At 61.2% G+C, this 18,064-nt stretch carries 15 protein-coding genes and 1 tRNA gene; 7 read left to right on the forward strand and 9 right to left on the reverse strand.

Annotation, left to right across the window (positions count from 1 at the left end; genetic code table 11):
• Positions 1–263: 263 nt before the first annotated feature.
• The 3 genes from JN524_RS01570 to JN524_RS01580 are packed head-to-tail and all read left to right on the forward strand — an operon-like array spanning position 264 to position 1,959.
• Positions 264–923 (forward strand): hypothetical protein, encoded by a 660-nt coding sequence (locus tag JN524_RS01570; protein WP_237402910.1) that lies wholly within the window; start codon positions 264–266, stop codon positions 921–923.
• On the forward strand, positions 920–1,441 hold the full coding sequence (locus JN524_RS01575) for a hypothetical protein (protein ID WP_098964065.1): 522 nt from the start codon (positions 920–922) through the stop codon (positions 1,439–1,441). Before JN524_RS01570 ends, JN524_RS01575 begins: the two co-directional genes overlap by 4 nt.
• A complete protein-coding gene (locus JN524_RS01580) occupies positions 1,438–1,959 on the forward strand; it encodes a hypothetical protein (RefSeq protein ID WP_202368232.1) in 522 nt (173 codons plus the stop codon). The genes JN524_RS01575 and JN524_RS01580 overlap by 4 nt, the downstream gene beginning before the upstream one ends.
• A gap of 49 nt (positions 1,960–2,008) precedes the next feature.
• Here the strand turns inward: JN524_RS01580 and JN524_RS01585 are convergent.
• From JN524_RS01585 to fdnG, 7 genes are all read right to left on the reverse strand, one after another.
• Positions 2,009–2,104: transfer RNA gene (locus JN524_RS01585), tRNA-Sec, on the reverse strand.
• A gap of 7 nt (positions 2,105–2,111) precedes the next feature.
• Entirely contained in the window at positions 2,112–4,028 is a 1,917-nt protein-coding gene (gene selB / locus JN524_RS01590; protein ID WP_202368564.1) for a selenocysteine-specific translation elongation factor, read from the reverse strand.
• A complete protein-coding gene (gene selA, locus JN524_RS01595) occupies positions 4,025–5,437 on the reverse strand; it encodes an L-seryl-tRNA(Sec) selenium transferase (protein WP_202368233.1) in 1,413 nt (470 codons plus the stop codon). The genes selB and selA overlap by 4 nt, the downstream gene beginning before the upstream one ends.
• A gap of 49 nt (positions 5,438–5,486) precedes the next feature.
• Positions 5,487–6,413, reverse strand: a complete 927-nt coding sequence (fdhE, locus tag JN524_RS01600) for a formate dehydrogenase accessory protein FdhE (protein WP_202368234.1) — start codon at positions 6,411–6,413, stop codon at positions 5,487–5,489.
• Positions 6,414–6,416: 3 nt separating this feature from the next.
• Positions 6,417–7,082: a formate dehydrogenase subunit gamma gene (locus JN524_RS01605; RefSeq protein WP_202368235.1), complete on the reverse strand. Its 666-nt coding sequence runs from the start codon at positions 7,080–7,082 to the stop codon at positions 6,417–6,419.
• Positions 7,079–8,014 (reverse strand): formate dehydrogenase subunit beta, encoded by a 936-nt coding sequence (gene fdxH / locus JN524_RS01610; RefSeq protein WP_135295846.1) that lies wholly within the window; start codon positions 8,012–8,014, stop codon positions 7,079–7,081. Before fdxH ends, JN524_RS01605 begins: the two co-directional genes overlap by 4 nt.
• Positions 8,015–11,080, reverse strand: a complete 3,066-nt coding sequence (gene fdnG / locus JN524_RS01615; RefSeq protein ID WP_202368236.1) for a formate dehydrogenase-N subunit alpha — start codon at positions 11,078–11,080, stop codon at positions 8,015–8,017.
• Positions 11,081–11,380: 300 nt separating this feature from the next.
• On the opposite strand from fdnG, the gene JN524_RS01620 reads away from it, so the two are divergent.
• The 4 genes from JN524_RS01620 (at position 11,381) to JN524_RS01635 (ending at position 15,433) form a co-directional block, all read left to right on the forward strand.
• Complete coding sequence (locus JN524_RS01620) at positions 11,381–12,535, forward strand: MalY/PatB family protein (protein WP_202368237.1); 1,155 nt, start codon at positions 11,381–11,383, stop codon at positions 12,533–12,535.
• A 205-nt stretch (positions 12,536–12,740) separates the two neighbouring features.
• On the forward strand, positions 12,741–13,598 hold the full coding sequence (locus tag JN524_RS01625; protein ID WP_202368238.1) for a glucose 1-dehydrogenase: 858 nt from the start codon (positions 12,741–12,743) through the stop codon (positions 13,596–13,598).
• Positions 13,599–13,605: 7 nt separating this feature from the next.
• Entirely contained in the window at positions 13,606–14,949 is a 1,344-nt protein-coding gene (locus JN524_RS01630; protein WP_202368239.1) for a cation:proton antiporter, read from the forward strand.
• 187 nt (positions 14,950–15,136) lie between these two features.
• Entirely contained in the window at positions 15,137–15,433 is a 297-nt protein-coding gene (locus JN524_RS01635) for a hypothetical protein (protein WP_202368240.1), read from the forward strand.
• A 54-nt stretch (positions 15,434–15,487) separates the two neighbouring features.
• Here the strand turns inward: JN524_RS01635 and JN524_RS01640 are convergent, their stop codons facing one another.
• Entirely contained in the window at positions 15,488–16,024 is a 537-nt protein-coding gene (locus JN524_RS01640; RefSeq protein ID WP_007967008.1) for a hypothetical protein, read from the reverse strand.
• Positions 16,025–16,090: 66 nt separating this feature from the next.
• Entirely contained in the window at positions 16,091–18,013 is a 1,923-nt protein-coding gene (locus JN524_RS01645; protein ID WP_202368241.1) for a hybrid sensor histidine kinase/response regulator, read from the reverse strand.
• Positions 18,014–18,064: the final 51 nt, after the last annotated feature.

An 18,064-nucleotide genomic window follows, 5' to 3' on the forward strand; every position in this document is an offset into this window, starting at 1 on the left:
GTGGGAGCGAGCCTGCTCGCGAAAGCGGCCGATCAGCCGACTTTGAGTTAATGACACACCGGCCATCACCAGCAGGCTGGCTCCAACCAGGGGATCGAGTGACATTTTGAACATTGCGTGATTCGCGGACGGAAGCCGACCTGCGTTATTGGCTAGCCAAATGCCACTACATCACTTAGTCTGCGCGCCCCGCAAAAACGTTCGGCCAGGAGGGCTTTGATTGGCCTTCGCAACTGAACGTCATCAATCACGCAGATTCAGGGATGTTCATGTTTCATGTCTTCAAAATAGTGGTCGCCGGCCTGCTGGCCTCGCTGCTCAGTGGTTGTATCACCGAAAGCGCGTCATGGGTCAGCGAACCATTGCAGGCCAAGGCCAATGAGCCTGTGGCTTATCTGATCGGGTCTATCGGGCCGCGCTCGCTCAAACTGTCTCCGGCGGATAACCAACGCCTGTTTATACGCAAACGTGGCTCCCAGTACGGCGCTGCCGGTATCTGGAAAATGGCCGGTGCCTATTCAACGCCGCAGGATATTCAGGACGCTAGCGGTGCCGCGAGTGTCTTCGTCCTTGCTTTGAAACCGGGCGACTACGAGTTCTACGATTTCCAGTTCTTCTCTGCGCGATACACACCGGGGCTTGGCACCGTTTACAGTTCGATGGAAGCGCGTGAGAAATTCAACCTTCCGCTACGTCTTGAAGCCGGAAAAGCCTATTACATGGGTGAATATCGCTCGCTCTGCCTCAACGGCATCGGCTGCACCTTCCTCTGGCGCGATCAGCGCGCACGCGACGCCGTGATCGCCCAGCGCCAGGTTCCCGGACTACCACCTCTGCAATCACTGAAGCTCGATCTGACAAGCGCCGAACCCTATATTTTTGCCGATACCCCGCCGGGTGTTGCCGCGGACATCAAACCATGAAAAAAATCACCACGCTTGCCACCGTCGCTCTGCTGGCCGGTTGTACCGCCACCAACACCTTGCCAGAGCGCACACTGGCCGACGGACAGGATTATCTGGCACCGATCCACGTCATGATCGACGACCCTCTGCAGTCTTCGTCGTTGCGCAATCATCTGCGCGAAACTGGCGTATTTCGCAACGTCGAAACCGGGTCCGGCCAAAACGATGCGTACAACGTCCAAGTCAAATTGAACATGCAACGCGAGTTCCCGCCGTTCCCAGTGGTGTTGTTGAGTTGCGCCACACTGTTCATGCTGCCGCTTTCGAAGGAATATGACACGCAGGCCGAGTTCTCGGTGTATCAAGGCGACAAGCGCCTCAAGCAGTACACCTATCGCAATAACACCCAGAAATACACCTGGTTGCTCGACCAGGGTGGCGAGCTGGAAGGACAGAACCTCAGCCGTATTGCACGGGCCTTTGCCCAGGACGTTCAACATGACCGGTTGATCCCTGTTGTGGGAAGTGCCCAATGAAGCTGGCCTTGATCAAGAACGCCGCCCTGCTCAGTGCGCTAATGGCACTCGGCGGTTGCGCCAACACCCTGCCGCCTCTCGATTATCACGCTACGCAAGCCTATGTGCCGGTGACGTTGAGCCTGGGCCCGGCCAATACCCGGCACGAAGAATATCGTCAGCGTGAAACCATTTCTGCATTGAAAGACTCCGGTGCGTTTTCCATGCTCGACGGCGGTTACACCCGCAACGGCTACAGCCTGCTGATTACCCAGCCGTGGTCGGGCGAAACCCATTATCTGGCCATGTTCAATGTTCTGACCCTGTTCACCCTCCCAGTGCCTTATCACTACCAGGACAACTTGCGCAGCTCGGTCTTCAAGGACGGTAAACTGCTCAAGACCTATAACTATTCCCGCGAAGGCTGGAGCGTGATGGCGTGGTACGTGCCGATCCCGAACAACAAAAACAAGCAGCAGATGCTGGATCAGTTTTTGGGAGAGTTGGAGAAGGACAAGCTGATTCCCTATCAGCCTTGACCGTTGCGCCGCGACAGCAAGCATCAAAGCGGCGAGGACGGGAATTTATTGGCGGAAGGCAGCCGGAGTCGAACCTGCCCGGGAACGGATGCCGTCCCCAACCGGGTTTGAAGCCCGGCCGCGCCACCGGGCGCGATTGCCTTCCTTTGAACTCAGGGTGCGTCGGCATTGGCCAGCGCGTTGTCGTGGCGGATCACCCGGGATTCGCCGATGCGCCGGGTCAGGCCGAGGCGGTCGAAGTATTCCAGGTACTGAATACAGCGTTTGCGTCCCAAGCCTAGCGCATCACGGAAGGTTGTCACCTGGATCGACGGATTTTCCTGCTCCAGTTGCAACAGAATGTTGGCCATGCGCCACAGTTGCCCGTCAGACAGAAACAGGTCGCGCACCACTTGGTGCATCAATCCCAAGCGTGCCAGTTTGCGCAGCAACAGGCGCACCACGGCATCTTCCACGCCCAACACGTTGGCGACATCACGTACCCACGGTGGATCAAACCCGGCCTGTTCGAACAGCGGCTGCATGCGCTGCCACAGGGTTTCGTCTTCGGCATTCAAATGCACCTGATGATCGGGCAAATGCAACCACGGCCCGCTGGCGTTGATCGACCCGGCAGCGCGCAGTTCTTCCAGCAGGCTGACAAAGGTCGAACGCTCCAGCGCCAGACCACTGAAGCGTCGCAGGCGGTCGCGATCCGGCCCCATCTGGTCCGGTTCCAGCTCGTGCAATTTCGCCAACTGTTCCAACAGGATGAACTTCAACTGCCCCCAGCGCTGCACGTTGAACAGCACCGGGCCCTGGCGGGTGTCGATCAGGCGCACGTTGGCCGGTAGTGCCCAGTCTTCACGCGGGCGATTGAACTGGCGCTCAATTCGTTGCGGATCGAGGCCGCCAGCGCTGTGGTCGAGCAACAGCGGCAGCGCTTGTTCAAGACTATCGCTGCCCACCAGCGCTTGCAGTTGTGCCAGCCGCTCCGGGCTGCGACGTTGACGAGCCGGGGCGAACGGGTCGAGTACCTGACCGCCACCGAGGGTGCGTTGCGCGCTGTGGTCACGCAGGATCAGGCGATCGCCCTTCACCGCGTGCACCGGGGCGTTGATCAGCAATTGCGCGAACATGCGCTGACCGGGACTCAAGCGCGAGCCTTCGAGCAACGCCACGCGGGCGATGACGTCTTGCGTACCGAGGTGCACGTGCACCGGGTGAAAGTGTTCGAAGGTGCGGTCACCGGGCAACAGTTGAAATTCGATATCGACCCGTTGCGTCGGTGCGTGCAGCCATTCGGCCAACAGCCATTGGCCGCGATGGATCTGCTCCAGGGTCAATCGATCGCCACTGATGTTCAGCGCCACCCGTTGCCCGGCGAAGGCCTGCTCGGCGGCCTGATTTTGCGCGTGCAGTCCTCGCACCCGCACCGATTTCCCGGACGGCCCGAGGGCCAGTTTGTCCCCGACACAAACCGCGCCCGACAACGCCGTGCCAGTCACCACAATCCCGGCGCCCGCCACGCTGAAGGCGCGGTCGATGGCCAGGCGCAAACCACCTTCGCGGCTGCGCTCATGCACTTCGCTTTGAATCTGCAGCAAGCTCTGGCGCAGTTCATCGACGCCCTGCCCGGTCACGCTCGACACCGCCAGCGTCGGCGCATCGGCGAATGGCCCGGCTTCGAGCAGATCGAGAACCTGGCGCTGCACCTCCTCCACCCTGCCCGCTTCAACCCGATCGCATTTGGTGATCGCCACCAGCGCCCGGGGAATGCCCAGCAACTGAACAATCGCCAGATGCTCGCGGGTCTGCGGCATCACCCCGTCGTCCGCCGCCACCACCAGCAACACCAGATCAATGCCCTGCGCCCCGGCAAGCATGTTGTGGGTGAATTTCTCGTGGCCCGGCACATCGATGAATCCGGTCAGCCCGGCACCGGGTTCCAGCTCCGCGTAGAGATAACCGAGGTCGATGGTCATCCCGTGCTCGCGCTCCTGCGGGCGGCGGTCGCCGGCTTGCCCGGTCAGCGCTTGCAGCAACGAGGTCTTGCCGTGGTCGATGTGCCCGGCGGTGCCGACGATCACGACTCGACCTGCAACTGCGGCAACTGCGCCAGCCACGCCGGTTCATCGTCGAGTTGCCGTAGATCGAGCCACAGCGCATCGTCGTCAATGCGCCCGAGCACAGGGATTGGCAACGCACGCAATGCCGCTTCCAGATTCAGCAGACAACGCCCGCGCATGCGTTTCGACACCTGCGGGCGCAGGCACAGCGCCGCACTCGGCAACCGCGCCACCGGTTGGCTGCCGCTGCCAATCATGCCCAGCGCTTTCACTGCACTGACATTCCACGGTTCGCCGATAACCTGTACCAGTGCCGGTAGCAGGCGCTCGGCCTGGGCGAGGATCTCGGCTTGCGGGCGAGTCAACAGCCGCAAACTCGGCAGACGTTCGGCGAGGCGATCCGGGTCGCGATACAGGCCGAGCACCGCTTCCAGCGCGGCCAGGGTTAACTTGTCGACCCGCAAAGCACGCTTCAACGGATTCTTCTTGATCTTCGCGATCAGTTCTTTGCGCCCGACAATCAACCCGGCCTGCGGCCCGCCGAGCAACTTGTCGCCACTGAAGGTGACGATGTCCGCGCCATCTAGCAGCGCTTGTCGTACCGTCGGTTCCGCCGGCAGACCCCAGCGGGTCAGGTCCAGCAGACTGCCGCTGCCCAGATCCTCCAGCAGCGGCAAGCCGTGCCGATGAGCCAGCTCGGCCAGTTCGGCGGTGGGCACCCGGGCGGTAAAGCCTTCGATGCTGTAGTTACTCGCATGCACACGCATGATCAAGCCGCTGCGCGGGCTGATCGCCGCCTCGTAGTCGCGGGCGTGGGTACGATTGGTTGTCCCGACTTCATGCAGGCGCACACCGGCGCGGGCCATGATGTCGGGGATGCGGAACGCGCCGCCGATTTCGATCAGCTCGCCGCGCGAGATGATGCCTTCCTTGCGCGCGCCGAGGCTGTTCAGCGTCAGCAACACCGCAGCGGCATTGTTGTTGACCACGGTGACGGCTTCGGCGCCGGTCAGTTCGCGGATCAGGCCTTCGATCAGGTCATCGCGATCACCGCGTTTGCCACTGGCCAGATCGAATTCCAGATTGAGCGGATAACGGGCGGCCATCTGCACCGCGTCGATGGCTTCTTCGGGCAACAAGGCGCGACCGAGGTTGGTGTGCAGCACCGTGCCGGTCAGGTTGAACACCCGCCGCACGTTGCTGCGCTGTTGCTGGGCAAGGCGCTCGCCAACCCGTCCGGCGAGCACGTCAGGGCTGATTTCAACGGCTGACAATTGGCCGCTCAACACGCCGGAACGCAACTCATCGAGCAGCTGGCGCAAACTGGCCAGCAACGACTCACGACCATAACGCTCGGCCAACGGCAAACACGCCGGGTGACGCAACAACCCATCAATGGAAGGCAACCGCAGGGCAACGCTCGAAGACATCAGCCACTCCCGAAAAAACAAGACTGTCCGGCGAGTGTAGACGCTCTGGTCATTCGTCTCCCGGCGCCAGCAACAGATTCGGTGCCAGGCGCTGATAGCCGTCCTGCGCCAGACGCATGTCGAGCAGCAGGCTGCTGAGATCCGCCGACAACGCTTCGCCTTCGGCATCGTTTTCCAGGTACAGCAATTTCAGGTAGCTGTTGCAGCTCGGACAGACCTCCGCCCGAATCGGCGCCTGATTGGCCGCATGTCGATCATCCTCAAGGCTCAGGTAATCCAGGCCCTTGCTCGACTCGCAATACACGCACTTGACCCGCACCACATGCCATTCGCAGGCGCACAACGAACACACCAGATAACGCAGACCGTTGTGTTTGCCGCGATGGCGGATCACCCCGGCCATCGCCGGCGAACCACAGCCCGGGCACTGGCTGAGGCTGTCGCCGGGTTTCAGTTGCAGGTTCGGTGCGCTGAGCAGCCAATGGCTCCACGCCGCTTGCAGCCCGGCGCCGAGGAACGGCACCAGCGCCGCCGGCACCATTGAATACTGACCGCTGACCAGCGCCACGGCCCACGCGCGCAATTGCCCGACACTGGCACCGCGCAATGTGGCGAGCGCGTCGACTACGGCGGGTTGATCGGGCGCCACGTAACGTTGCAATAAAGCATCCAGATAAGCCCGCCAAGCGTCTTCGCGAACCAGTGTGTCGGCAGCAAACGGCGGCAAACCATGCAACTGACAGGCTTCGATCCTTTGCTGATCAAACGGTGCCGTCAGCGGTGGATCGTCGAAAACCTGCTGCTGAGCCCGGCACAATCCGGCGATCAGCCGCAGGTAATCGGCCAGCGGATGCCCCTGAGCCAATTGCTCCAGGCGCTGGGCGCGCAGGGTGAACAGATTGTGCGGCGGCAGGTGCAGAAACGGCGGCGAACTGGCCGCCGCTTCGATTTCCCCGGGTTCAAGAATGGTTGCCAAAAGTCAGCCCTTTTTGGTGATCGGTCGCTCCGGCACGTCCGGATTGCGTTCATCGCGGGTGATGTCGCGATACCACAGTTCGTGGTGTTTCCTGGCCCAGGCGCGGCTGACCCAGCCATGCAGCATCGCGTCCACCGAACCCTTGATCCACAGGCCGGCGTAGATGTGCACGATGATGCTGAGGATCAGTACAAACCCGGCCAGCGCATGCAGGAGCATGGCCCAGCGGATCACGGTGATGCCGAAGTAAGCACTGAAATACGCGCGCCAGATCACCAGACCGGTGAACAGCAGACCGAGCATGCACAGCAGTAAAGTCCAGAACAGCATCTTCTGCCCGGCGTTGTACTTGCCCACCGGCGGCACGCTTTCCTCGTCGTTGACCAGCACCCGATCAATGCGGCGCATCCACTTCCAGTCGTTGTCGATAAAGAAGTTCGCGCGCCAGAAGCGGAACACCAGGCCGAGGAACAACACGAACATCAGCACGCCCATGAACGGGTGCAGAATCCGCGTCCACGGCCCGCCGCCGAACAGGTTAGTCAGCCAGAACATCGACGGATGAAACAACGCCAGCCCGGACAGCCCGGCCATGAAGAACAGAATCGCCACCAGCCAGTGATTGGTGCGCTGGTTGGCGGTGTAACGCAGGATCGTCTTGTTGCTCATGGCCGGTCCTCCCCGCGTGGATCGAAGGTGTGCACCGCCGGATCGACGACATGCACCGAAGTATCCGGCGGCGTCGGATGTTCATCTTCCTCGACGCGATTCGGCCCGATACGCACATAGTGGAAGAACCCGGCCAGCACCGCCGCGCCCATCGCCAGCAGACCCAGCGGTTTGCTGATGCCTTTCCACAGGCCAACCAGCGGGCTGATGGCCGGCGCCTCTGGCAACCCGGCGTAGATCTTTGGTGTGTCGGCGTGGTGCAACACATACATCACGTGAGTGCCGCCGACGCCTTCCGGGTCATACAGCCCGGCGTTGTCGAAGCCACGGCTTTTCAGGTCGACGATGCGTTCGGCGGCGTGTTCCTTCATGTCTTCTTTGGTGCCGAAGACAATGGCGCCGGTCGGGCAGGTTTTCACACAGGCCGGTTCCAGCCCCACCGCGACGCGGTCGGAACACAAGGTGCATTTGTAGGCCTTGTGATCCTTCTGCGAGATCCGCGGAATGTTGAACGGGCAACCGGTGATGCAATAACCGCAACCGATGCAGTGATCCTGATCGAAATCGACGATGCCGTTGGCGTGCTTGATGATCGCCCCGGGACTTGGGCATGCCGCGAGGCACCCCGGCTCGGCGCAATGCATGCAGCCGTCCTTGCGGATCAGCCACTCCAGGTTGCCGGCATCGGTTTCGTGTTCGGTGAAGCGCATCAAGGTCCAGGTTTCTGCGCTCAGGTCCTGCGGGTTGTCGTAGGTGCCGTGGTTGTGGCCGACCTCGTCGCGCAGCTCGTTCCATTCCGAGCAGGCGACCTGGCAGGCCTTGCAGCCGATGCATTTGGTGGTGTCGATCAGCTTGGCGACTTCCTGCTGATTCCGCACCGAGGGCGGCACCGTGGTGGTGGCCGAGCGGGCAATGATGTCTTGGCTGGCCATTTACAGTTTCTCCACGTTGACCAGGAATGACTTGGATTCCGGGGTCTGTGTGTTGCCATCGCCGAGGAACGGCACCAGGGTGTTGGTCAGGTAACCGTGGCGCGTCTGACCGGTGAATCCCCAGTGCAGCGGGATGCCGATCTGATGCACCACCTGGCCGTTGACCTGCAGCGGCCGGATGCGTTTGGTCACCACCGCCACCGCCTCGATGAACCCGCGCTTGCAGCTGACCCGCACCCGATCCCCGGCCGCGATGCCCTTCTCCTTCGCCAGCACTTCGCCGATTTCGACGAACTGCTCAGGCTGGGCAATCGCATTCAACTTGCAATGCTTGCTCCAGAAGTGGAAGTGCTCGGTCAACCGGTAGCTGGTGCCGGCGTACGGGAAGTCCTTGGCTTCGCCGAGGCTTTCCCAGACCGAATCGAAGATCCGCGCCGCCGGGTTGCTGGTGGCTTTCTTGTTTTGCGGGTGCAGCGGGTTGATGCCGATCGGCGTTTCGAATGGCTCGTAGTGCTCGGGGAAAGGCCCTTCGTTCATCTTGTCGACGGCGAAGAACCGCGCCACGCCTTCGGGGTTCATGATGAAGGGGTTCATCCCCGCTTCCGGCGGCACATCGGCCTTGTAGTCCGGCACGTCGGTGCCGCCCCAGGCCTTGCCGTTCCACCATACGAGGCGTTTTTTCGGATCCCACGGTTTGCCGGCGACGTCCGCCGAAGCGCGGTTGTAGAGAATCCGCCGGTTGGCCGGCCACGCCCAGGCCCAGCCCTGATGCTGATGCATGCCATACGGGTCGGCATTGTCACGCCGGGCCATCTGGTTGCCGGCCTCGGTCCAGCTGCCGGCGAAGATCCAGCAACCGGACGCGGTGCTGCCGTCGTCCTTGAGCAGGCCGAACCCGGCCAGTTGCGATCCGGCCTTGACCGCCACGCCGCTGGCATCGGTGAAGTCGACCATGGCGCTGCCGTTGATCTCTTTGGCCAGCTCCTCCGGCGATGGCTCGTCGGGGATCTTGTACGGCCACGACAGGTTCAGCAGCGGATCGGGGAACTTGCCGCCCTCGGCCTGATAACGCTTGCGCAGGCGCAGGAACAGTTCGCTCATGATGCGAATGTCGGTCTGCGCTTCGCCGGGGCCGTCGGCGCCTTTCCAGTGCCATTGCAGCCAGCGGCTGCTGTTGACCAGCGAGCCGTCCTCCTCGGCAAAGCAAGTGGTCGGCAGGCGAATCACTTCGGTCTGGATCTCGGCGCTTTTCACATCGTTGTATGGCCCGACGTTTTGCCAGAACTCCGAGGTTTCGGTGGCCAGCGGATCCATCACCACCAGCCACTTGAGCTTGGCCAGCGCGCCCATCACCCGGTTCTTGTCGGGCAGCGCGGCGATCGGGTTGAAGCCCTGACACATGTAGCCGTTGACCTTGCCCTGGCTCATCAGGTCGAACATCTTCAGGACGTCGTAGTTGGGGATATCCAGTTTCGGCAGGTAGTCGTAATTCCAGTTGTTCTCCAGCGTCGCGTTGGCGCCGTACCACGACTTCATCAGGCTGACGTGGAATTTGCTGTAGTTCTGCCAGTAGGACAGCTGCCCCGGACGCAACGGCATTTGCGTACGTTTTTTGATAAAGGCGTTGTAGTCCTGCTCGCCATCGCCACCCAGGGTCAGATAGCCCGGCAGCGAGTTGGACAACAACCCGAGGTCGGTCAGGCCCTGAATGTTCGAGTGCCCACGCAAGGCATTGACCCCGCCACCCGGCATGCCGACGTTGCCCAGCAGCAGTTGCACCATCGCCGCGCTACGGATGATCTGCGCGCCGATCGAGTGTTGCGTCCAGCCGAGTGCATAGAGAATGGTCATGGTTTTGCCCGGCGTGGAGCACGTGGCAATCTCATCCCAGATTTTCTGCATGGCATCGACCGGCATCCCACAGATCTGGCTCGCCAGCTCAATGTTGTAGCGGCTGTAATGCTGCTTCATCAATTGATAGACGCAGCGCGGGTCCTGCAGGGTTGGGTCGACTTTGACGAAGCCATCCTCGCCCAACTCGTAACCCCAGCCGGATTTGTCGGTGTAGCTGCGCTTGGCCGCGTCATAGCCGCTGAAGATGCCGTCCTCAAAGCCATACCCGGCTTTGACGATGAACGACACGTCGGTGTAGTTGCGCACGTATTCGTGCTGGATCTTGTCCTGAGTCAGCAGGTAATTGATCAGCCCGCCCATGAAGGCAATGTCGGTACCGGTGCGGATCGGCGCGTAATAGTCGGCCACCGAAGCGGTCCGGGTAAAACGCGGGTCGACCACGATCAGCCGGGCAGCGTTATGCGCCTTGGCCTCGGTCACCCATTTGAAGCCGCACGGATGCGCTTCTGCGGCATTGCCACCCATCACCAGGATCAGATTCGCGTTGGCGATATCGGTCCAGGTGTTGGTCATGGCTCCACGGCCGTACGTCGGGGCAAGACTTGCCACCGTCGGGCCGTGTCAGACACGCGCCTGGTTATCGAACCCCAGCATGCCGAGACTGCGAATCACCTTCTGGGTGATGTAACCGGCTTCGTTGGACGCTGCCGACGCGGCGAGGAACCCGGTGGTCAGCCAGCGATTCACCGTTTGCCCGGTGGAATTTTTCTCGATGAAGTTGGCGTCGCGGTCGGCCTTCATCAGGTCGGCGATGCGATCCAGTGCTTCATCCCAGCTGATCCGGGTCCATTCGCTGCTGCCGGGCTTGCGCGTTTGCGGATACAGCAAGCGGCCCGGGCTGTGAATGAAGTCCAGCAGGCCCGCGCCTTTCGGGCACAGGGTGCCGCGGTTGACCGGGTGGTCGGCGTCGCCCTCGATGTGAATGATATTTTGCGCGACGTTCTTCGCGGCATCGCCCTGGCTGTACATGATCAACCCGCAACCGACCGAGCAATACGGGCAGGTGTTGCGGGTTTCATGGGTGTGGGCAAGCTTGAAGTGACGCACCTGCTCGGCGAAGGCCAGCGTCGGGGCCATGCCCAACGCGCCCAGGCTAGAGCCTGCAAGGCCGATACCGGCGACCTTGAAGAATTGACGACGGCTGAGATCCATCGTGCACTCCTGATCAGGTGGAACCCGGTACTTGAGCCGGGCTTTTTCTGGACAAACACGGTTACGGCAGAATGCCTGCCGGCTTTTTCACTGTAGACAATGACCACACACTCTGTGTGAAAACCGACCGTCGGCCGTTTGTCGGGTAACCCCATTCCCCTGTAGGAGCTGCCGAAGGCTGCGATCTTTTGATTTTGGTTTTTTAAAACAAGATCAAAAGATCGCAGCCTTCGGCAGCTCCTACAGGGGTTCCGGGTTTATCATGACGCCCATGAACAACCCGCCTTCACGAGACCGCGCATGACTTTCGATTTTGATCAGCTATTCGACCGCCACAACACCGGCAGCACCAAGTGGAGCCGCTACCCGGCCGATGTGTTGCCGATGTGGGTCGCTGATATGGATTTCGCCGCGCCACCGGTGATCATCGAGGCGTTGCAGCAGCGTCTGTTGCACCCACTGGTGGGTTACAGCGTGGCGCAGGACGACCTGCGTGAAGCCATCGTCGCCGACTTGTGGAACAAGTTCGCCTGGAAGGTCAAACCGCAGGAGCTGATCTTCCTGCCGGGCGTTGAATCCGGTTTCAACATGGCTTTGAAAGCCCTGGTACAGCCGCAACAGAACGTCGTGGTGCAGGTGCCGAACTACCCGCCGCTGCGGCATGCGCCGGGGCATTGGGGGCTGAACGAGGTCGAGCTGGAATTCGTCGCCCAGGCCGATGGCACTTACGCCACGCCGCTGGAGACCCTGCGCGAATCGCTGAACGGTGGCGGCGCCCTGCTCTTGAGCAACCCGCACAACCCGATCGGCAAGGTGTTTGGCCGTGAGGAGCTGCAAGCCGTAGCGGATATTTGTGCGGCGCAGGACGCCTGGATCATCTCCGACGAGATCCACGCCGAGCTGTGCTTCGACGGCCGCGTGCACATTCCGACCGCGTCCCTCAGCCCGGAAATCGCCAAGCGCACCATCACCCTGATGTCGGCGAGCAAGGCCTACAACATCGCCGGCCTCAAGACCTCGTTCATGATCATCCAGGACGCCGCCCTGCGCGAGCGCGTGAACCACGCCCGTTGCGGGATGGTCGACAGCGTCAACCCGCTGGGCATGGAAGCCACCCGCGTCGCCTACAGCGAAGGTGCACCGTGGCTGGCCGAACTGAAAACCTATCTGCAGGCCAACCGCGACTGGTTGGTGGATGCGGTGCGCAGCCGCTTGCCGAGGGTGACGATCAATGTGCCGCAAGGGACGTATCTGGCGTGGCTCGATTGCTCGGCGCTGGACCTGGACAATCCGCAGCAGTTCTTCCTTGAACAGGCCAGGGTCGGTCTGAGCGCCGGGCTGGATTTCGGCGATCAGCACCAACAGTTCGTGCGCCTGAACTTCGGCTGCCCGCGCTCGTTGCTCGAAGAAGGCATCCGCCGCATGGAGCGCGCCCTGACCCAGCGCAATACCTGAAAACACCACCTCTCCTGTAGGAGCTGCCGCAGGCTGCGATCTTTTGACTTTGGTTTTTTAAAACAAGATCAAAAGATCGCAGCCTGCGGCAGTTCCTACAGGGGGTTTGTGTTTGCTGTTGGTGTGCAGCGCAAATCCGATCGAACTCACGGCAAACCGTCCGGGTCAACCACCCATACCTACCCTGAGACCTCGGAGATTGATGATGACCGACTACCCAAAACCACCCTTCCCCGCACAAGCCCAAGCCGTCCCCGGTGCGCAAAGCAAAATGCAGCCGTACCCCGACTGCGGCGAGCAAAGCTACGTCGGCTCCGGGCGGCTGGCCGACAAGATTGCGCTGATTACCGGTGCCGACAGCGGCATTGGCCGCGCGGTGGCGATCGCCTTCGCCCGTGAAGGCGCTGACGTGGTCGTGGCCTATCTGAATGAACACGACGATGCCAAAGAGACCGCGCGCTGGGTCGAACAGGCAGGCCGCCAGTGCCTGTTGCTGTCCGGCGACCTCGCGCACAAGGCCCATTGTCAGGAACTGGTGGACAAGACCGTCGAACGCTTCGGGCGCATCGACATTCTGGTCAACAACGCCGCGTTCCAGATGACCCACGAAACCTTCGAAGAAATCCCCGACGAAGAATGGGTGATGACCTTCGACGTCAACATCACGGCGATTTTCCGCCTGTGTCAGGCGGCGATCAAACACATGCGCCCCGGCGCCTCGATCATCAACACCAGCTCGGTCAACTCGGACATGCCCAAACCGACCCTGCTGGCCTATGCCACCACCAAAGGCGCCATTGCCAACTTCACCGGCGGTCTGGCGCAGATCCTTGGGCCGAAAGAGATCCGCGTGAACTGCGTGGCCCCCGGGCCGATCTGGACGCCATTGATTGTCTCGACCATGCCCGATGAAGAAGTACAGAACTTCGGCAGCGAAACCCCGCTCGGGCGCCCCGGACAACCGGTGGAAGTGGCGCCAATCTATGTGCTGCTGGCTTCCGATGAAGCCAGTTACATCACCGGTCAGCGCTATGGCGTCACCGGCGGCAAGCCGATGTTGTAAGCCTCCAATGAGCTTTGTCATCTGGGTCGCGGTGCTTGGCGCGGTGTTGCTGACCCTCGCGCTGACCTCGTCGTACCTGCGCTGGATGCCGGTCACCACTTCAGCGGTGTGCCTGCTGCTGGGGATCGGCATCGGCCCCAGCGGCCTGGATCTGCTGAAGCTGTCACTGGAAAACGCTTCCGTATGGATGGAGCACCTCACGGAAGTGGCGGTGCTGTTTTCGCTGTTTGTCTGCGGGCTGAAGTTGCGTCTGCCGCTGCGCGACAAGCGTTGGCGGATTGCGTTCGGGCTGGCCGGCCCGGTGATGGTCTTGACCATCGCCGGGGTCAGCGTGTTGCTGCACTGGGGCCTGCAACTGTCGTGGGGGCCGTCGCTGCTGATCGGGGCGATGCTGGCGCCGACCGACCCGGTACTGGCCGCGCTGGTGCAGGTCAACGATGCGCGGGATGTCGACAGCGTGCGCTTTGGCCTTTCCGGAGAAGCCGGGCTCAATGACGGCATCGCGTTCCCGTTCGTGATTCTCGGCTTGCTGCTGTTGCAGGCCGATGCGCAACCCGGCGCCTTGACCGATTGGGTGCTGCACGGTTTGCTCTGGGCGGTGCCGGTCGGTTTGTTCACCGGTTACTGGATGGGTCGCGGCATCGGTCGGTTGACCCTGTCGCTGCGCATCCGTAACGACGACAGCACCCTGAGCCCGAATGATTATCTGGCGCTGTCGCTGATTGCCTTGGCTTACGTCGGCGCAGATGCGATTGGCGGTTATGGTTTTCTGTCGGTATTCGCCGCCGGCCTCGGCTTGCGTCAGGAAGAAGTCAAATCCACCGGCGCCAGCCAGCCGCCGGCCGAACACCTGGTGCAACCGGTGGTGGGCCATCAGAACATCGAACCGCAGCACGCGGTGCACGGTGATACCGAACGACTGGAAAGCAGCCAGGTCGCGGCCGGAATCATGATGGGCGACATGCTCTCGTTCGGCAGTCTGGTGGAACGGGCCATGGAAGTGTTTCTGGTGACCCTGCTCGGCGTGGTGCTGGTGCCGCATTGGGACTGGCGCGCACTGGTCATTGGCGCGGTGCTGTTCTGCGTGGTGCGTCCGGCCTGCGTTGCGCTGATGCCATGGGGCAGTTTGCTCGACGGTGGTCAGCGGCTGTTGATCGGCTGGTTCGGCATTCGCGGGATCGGCAGCCTGTTCTATCTGTTTTACGCCTTGAACCATGGCCTGAGTCCCTCGGTCGCGACGTTGTGCACCAACATCACCCTGTCCGTGGTAGCGCTGAGCATTTTACTGCATGGCATCAGCACCCAGCCGCTGCTGGCGCGCTACGAACAACGGCAAAAACGAAAAAACTGATTTTTCCGGCGGCGATATCTCGGGAAATACATCGAAGTTTTTTCTGAAAATAAATGGATCCCTCGGCCAAAACCGACAGTCACAACCATAACCCCTCGCTGGATGCACTCGGCGGGGTCCGGCAGGTTCGGTTCCCCTGCGGCTTGCAGCCCATGAATAGGAATCTTTGGATAACAAGGTCACGGTCATGAAAGAATGCTCGACTCCTGCACAAATCAAGGCTTGCAGGGCTTTGGCCCTGGAACGCAATCGTCAACTGTTCGAAGATGCCCACGCCCTGAACCGAGCGGCTTACGAGCAGCTGGAAGCGGATAATCTGGACTTCGAACAGTTTGAGCACTATCGAGCACTGCGCCGCAAAGCCGATGCGAAGTTCGAGGAAGCCATCGATCACTTGTGTGTCCTCAACGAAGACTTCCCGCCGATTCCAATGTCGCCGCATCACTCGCAGGAATTGCGTCGGCAACTTGAAACCGTCGAATAAAGCACACAAGAAAAAGCCCGGCAGCGATGTCCGGGCTTTTTCTTTGGGCGGCGTTCAGCCCCCGGGGTTGGTCACCTGAATGAACACCGCGTAAGCCCCGAGCAGGATCCAGAACGTGGCGAAGATCCATGGCGTGCGCACCGAAAACAACAGCGACTTGCGATAGCCCTTGTGGCTCGACTCCATTTCACTGAAAAGCGGCGACTCGTCGTAAGCCATGCCCATGATCGGCTCGCTGCGCAACAACTCGCTCTGCTTGTAGTGCCAGTGATCGATGATGTCGTACGCCGCACGAATCCCCGGCCAGGCGTTGAGCGAACTGAGCAGCCCGAGCAGTGCGAGAAACGGCGGCACCACCAGCGTGAACAGCTTGCCCCACTCGGGGTTGAGGTTGGCCATGCACGAAGCAAAGGCAATCACCAGAAACGACTGCGCCGCCAGATAGGCATCGGTGCGGTTGGCGAGGATGCTGGTTTCGTACTGGATCTCCTTGCGATAGAAGTCCAGGCGTTCCTTGGGTGAGCCGAACATCTTGGCGTCGTGTTCAGTCAGGTGCTCTTCAGCGCTGGGCTCAGTCAGTATGCGAGGCAAGGGACGCGCACTCCGTGGCGGGGAAACCTTTTAGAAGGCCCTCGCCACGGACAAGTTCAGGCGGATTCACTTCATCGACTGCGCGATGATTTCCACCAGATTGAGCTGGGTGAACGGCTTGGGCAGACGCGGCAATTGCGCGGCAAAGCCTTCCAGACGTTCGGCGTAACCGGTGGCCAGAATGATCGGCAGATCCGGCTTGAGCAGGCGCACCGCATGCGCCAGTTGCGCGCCGCTCATCTGCGGCATGGCCATGTCGGTGATCATCAGATCGATGACTTCGCCCTGCTCGAACAACGCCAGCGCCCTGGCACCGGATGTGGCGTTGATCACCCGATGGCCAAGATCCTCGAGCAGCAGCGTGGTGCTGGTCATCACCAGCGAATCGTCGTCCACCACCAGCACGCTGAGGCGCGGCACCAACACCGGTTTGACCGCCGGGTAGAGGTTTTTTGCCGTCTCCCCGGCCAGCGCCACCGGTATCCACATTTCAGCGCGGGTGCCATGGCCTTTTTCGCTCTTGAGAATGAAACGGCCGCCCAGTTGCTCGATAAAGCCATGCACCATCGACAGGCCCAGCCCGGTGCCCTTGCCCACGCCCTTGGTGGTGAAAAACGGATCCCTGGCCGAACCCAGCGTAGCTTCGTCCATGCCCTCACCCGTGTCAATCACGCTCAGGCACACATAGTGCCCGGCCGCCATTGACGAATGGCTTTGCTCAAGCACGACTTCCGGCTGCGCGGTAATGCACAGGCTGCCACCGTCGACCATGGCGTCGCGGGCGTTGGTCGCCAGATTGAGCAACGCCAGTTCCAGTTGGTTGCTGTCGGCCAGCACCGGTTGCAGATCCTCGGGAAAGCGTGTCTCGATGCGAATCCCGGGGCCGATCGAGCTGCGCAACAGCCCAGTGATGCCTTGCACCAGTTGCGGGATATCGACCGGCTCGGTCTTGAGTTCCTGACGGCGGGCGAAGGCCAGCATGCGCTGGGTCAGCGATACACCACGCAATGCACCCTGCGTGGCGTTTTCCAGCAGACGACTGTTTTTCGGGTCGTCACCGATGCGTTTTTGCAGAATCTCCAGATTGCCCAGAATCACCGTCAGCAGATTGTTGAAGTCATGGGCGATGCCGCCGCTGAGCTGACCGATGGCCTGCATCTTCTGCGCCTGGAACAACGCCTCACGGGTCTTTTCCAGCGCCACTTGCGACTCATGGGCTTCGGTGACATCGCGGGTGATCTTGGCAAACCCGAGCAGCGTGCCGGTTTCGCCGCGAATGGCATCGACCACCACGTGGGCCAGAAACCGCGTGCCATCCTTGCGCATGCGCCAGCTCTTGTTCTCGAAACGGCCCTCGCGGGTGGCAATCTCCAGCGCCCGTTGCGGTTCGCCGGCCACGCGGTCTTCCGGGGTGTAGAAAATCGAAAAATGCTGGCCGATGATTTCTTCCGGCTGGTACCCCTTGATCCGCTGGGCTCCCTGATTCCAGTTGCTCACACGACCTTCGGGGCTGAGCATGTAGATCGCATAATCGGTGACACCCTGCACCAGCAGGCGAAACTGCTGTTCGCTTTGCTTGAGGGTTTCCTCGGCCATCTTGCGGTCGGTCAGGTCACGGGTGATCTTGGCATAGCCGAGCACTTTGCCGTTGGGATCAATGATCGGATCGATGACCACGTGGCACCAGAAGCTGGTGCCATCCTTGCGCACCCGCCAGCCTTCGCCTTCGAACCGTCCTTCGTGCAGCGCCGTGTCGAGCGCGCGTTGCGGCAGGCCAGCCGCACGATCATCGGCGGTATAGAAGCGCGAGAAATGCTCGCCGAGAATCTCCGCCTCTTCGTAGCCCTTGAAGCGTTTGGCGCCGGAGTTCCAGCTGGTGATGATGCCGTCCGGGTCGATCATGTAAATCGCATAATCGACCACCGCATCGATCAGCAGACGGAAACGCATCCCCTCGATCGCGGCAGTTTTGCTCGGGTTGTCACTCATCAGGTTCACCGCTGCTTTTCATTAGCGCAAGTATGCGGCAATCCGGCGCCA

It is taken from the genome of Pseudomonas sp. MWU318 (assembly GCF_016756945.1).
Classification (GTDB): domain Bacteria; phylum Pseudomonadota; class Gammaproteobacteria; order Pseudomonadales; family Pseudomonadaceae; genus Aquipseudomonas; species Aquipseudomonas putida_A.

What these genes read in the sequence shown, in the direction of transcription:
- JN524_RS01630 (WP_202368239.1), top strand. Translation starts at nt 13,606, where the DNA reads ATGAGCTTTGTCATCTGGGTCGCGGTGCTTGGCGCGGTGTTGCTGACC.
- JN524_RS01625 (WP_202368238.1), top strand. Translation starts at nt 12,741, where the DNA reads ATGACCGACTACCCAAAACCACCCTTCCCCGCACAAGCCCAAGCCGTC.
- JN524_RS01620 (WP_202368237.1), top strand. Translation starts at nt 11,381, where the DNA reads ATGACTTTCGATTTTGATCAGCTATTCGACCGCCACAACACCGGCAGC.
- JN524_RS01645 (WP_202368241.1), bottom strand. Translation starts at nt 18,013, where the DNA reads ATGAGTGACAACCCGAGCAAAACTGCCGCGATCGAGGGGATGCGTTTC.
- JN524_RS01605 (WP_202368235.1), bottom strand. Translation starts at nt 7,082, where the DNA reads ATGAGCAACAAGACGATCCTGCGTTACACCGCCAACCAGCGCACCAAT.
- selA (WP_202368233.1), bottom strand. Translation starts at nt 5,437, where the DNA reads ATGTCTTCGAGCGTTGCCCTGCGGTTGCCTTCCATTGATGGGTTGTTG.
- JN524_RS01570 (WP_237402910.1), top strand. Translation starts at nt 264, where the DNA reads ATGTTCATGTTTCATGTCTTCAAAATAGTGGTCGCCGGCCTGCTGGCC.
- JN524_RS01635 (WP_202368240.1), top strand. Translation starts at nt 15,137, where the DNA reads ATGAAAGAATGCTCGACTCCTGCACAAATCAAGGCTTGCAGGGCTTTG.
- JN524_RS01575 (WP_098964065.1), top strand. Translation starts at nt 920, where the DNA reads ATGAAAAAAATCACCACGCTTGCCACCGTCGCTCTGCTGGCCGGTTGT.
- JN524_RS01580 (WP_202368232.1), top strand. Translation starts at nt 1,438, where the DNA reads ATGAAGCTGGCCTTGATCAAGAACGCCGCCCTGCTCAGTGCGCTAATG.
- fdxH (WP_135295846.1), bottom strand. Translation starts at nt 8,014, where the DNA reads ATGGCCAGCCAAGACATCATTGCCCGCTCGGCCACCACCACGGTGCCG.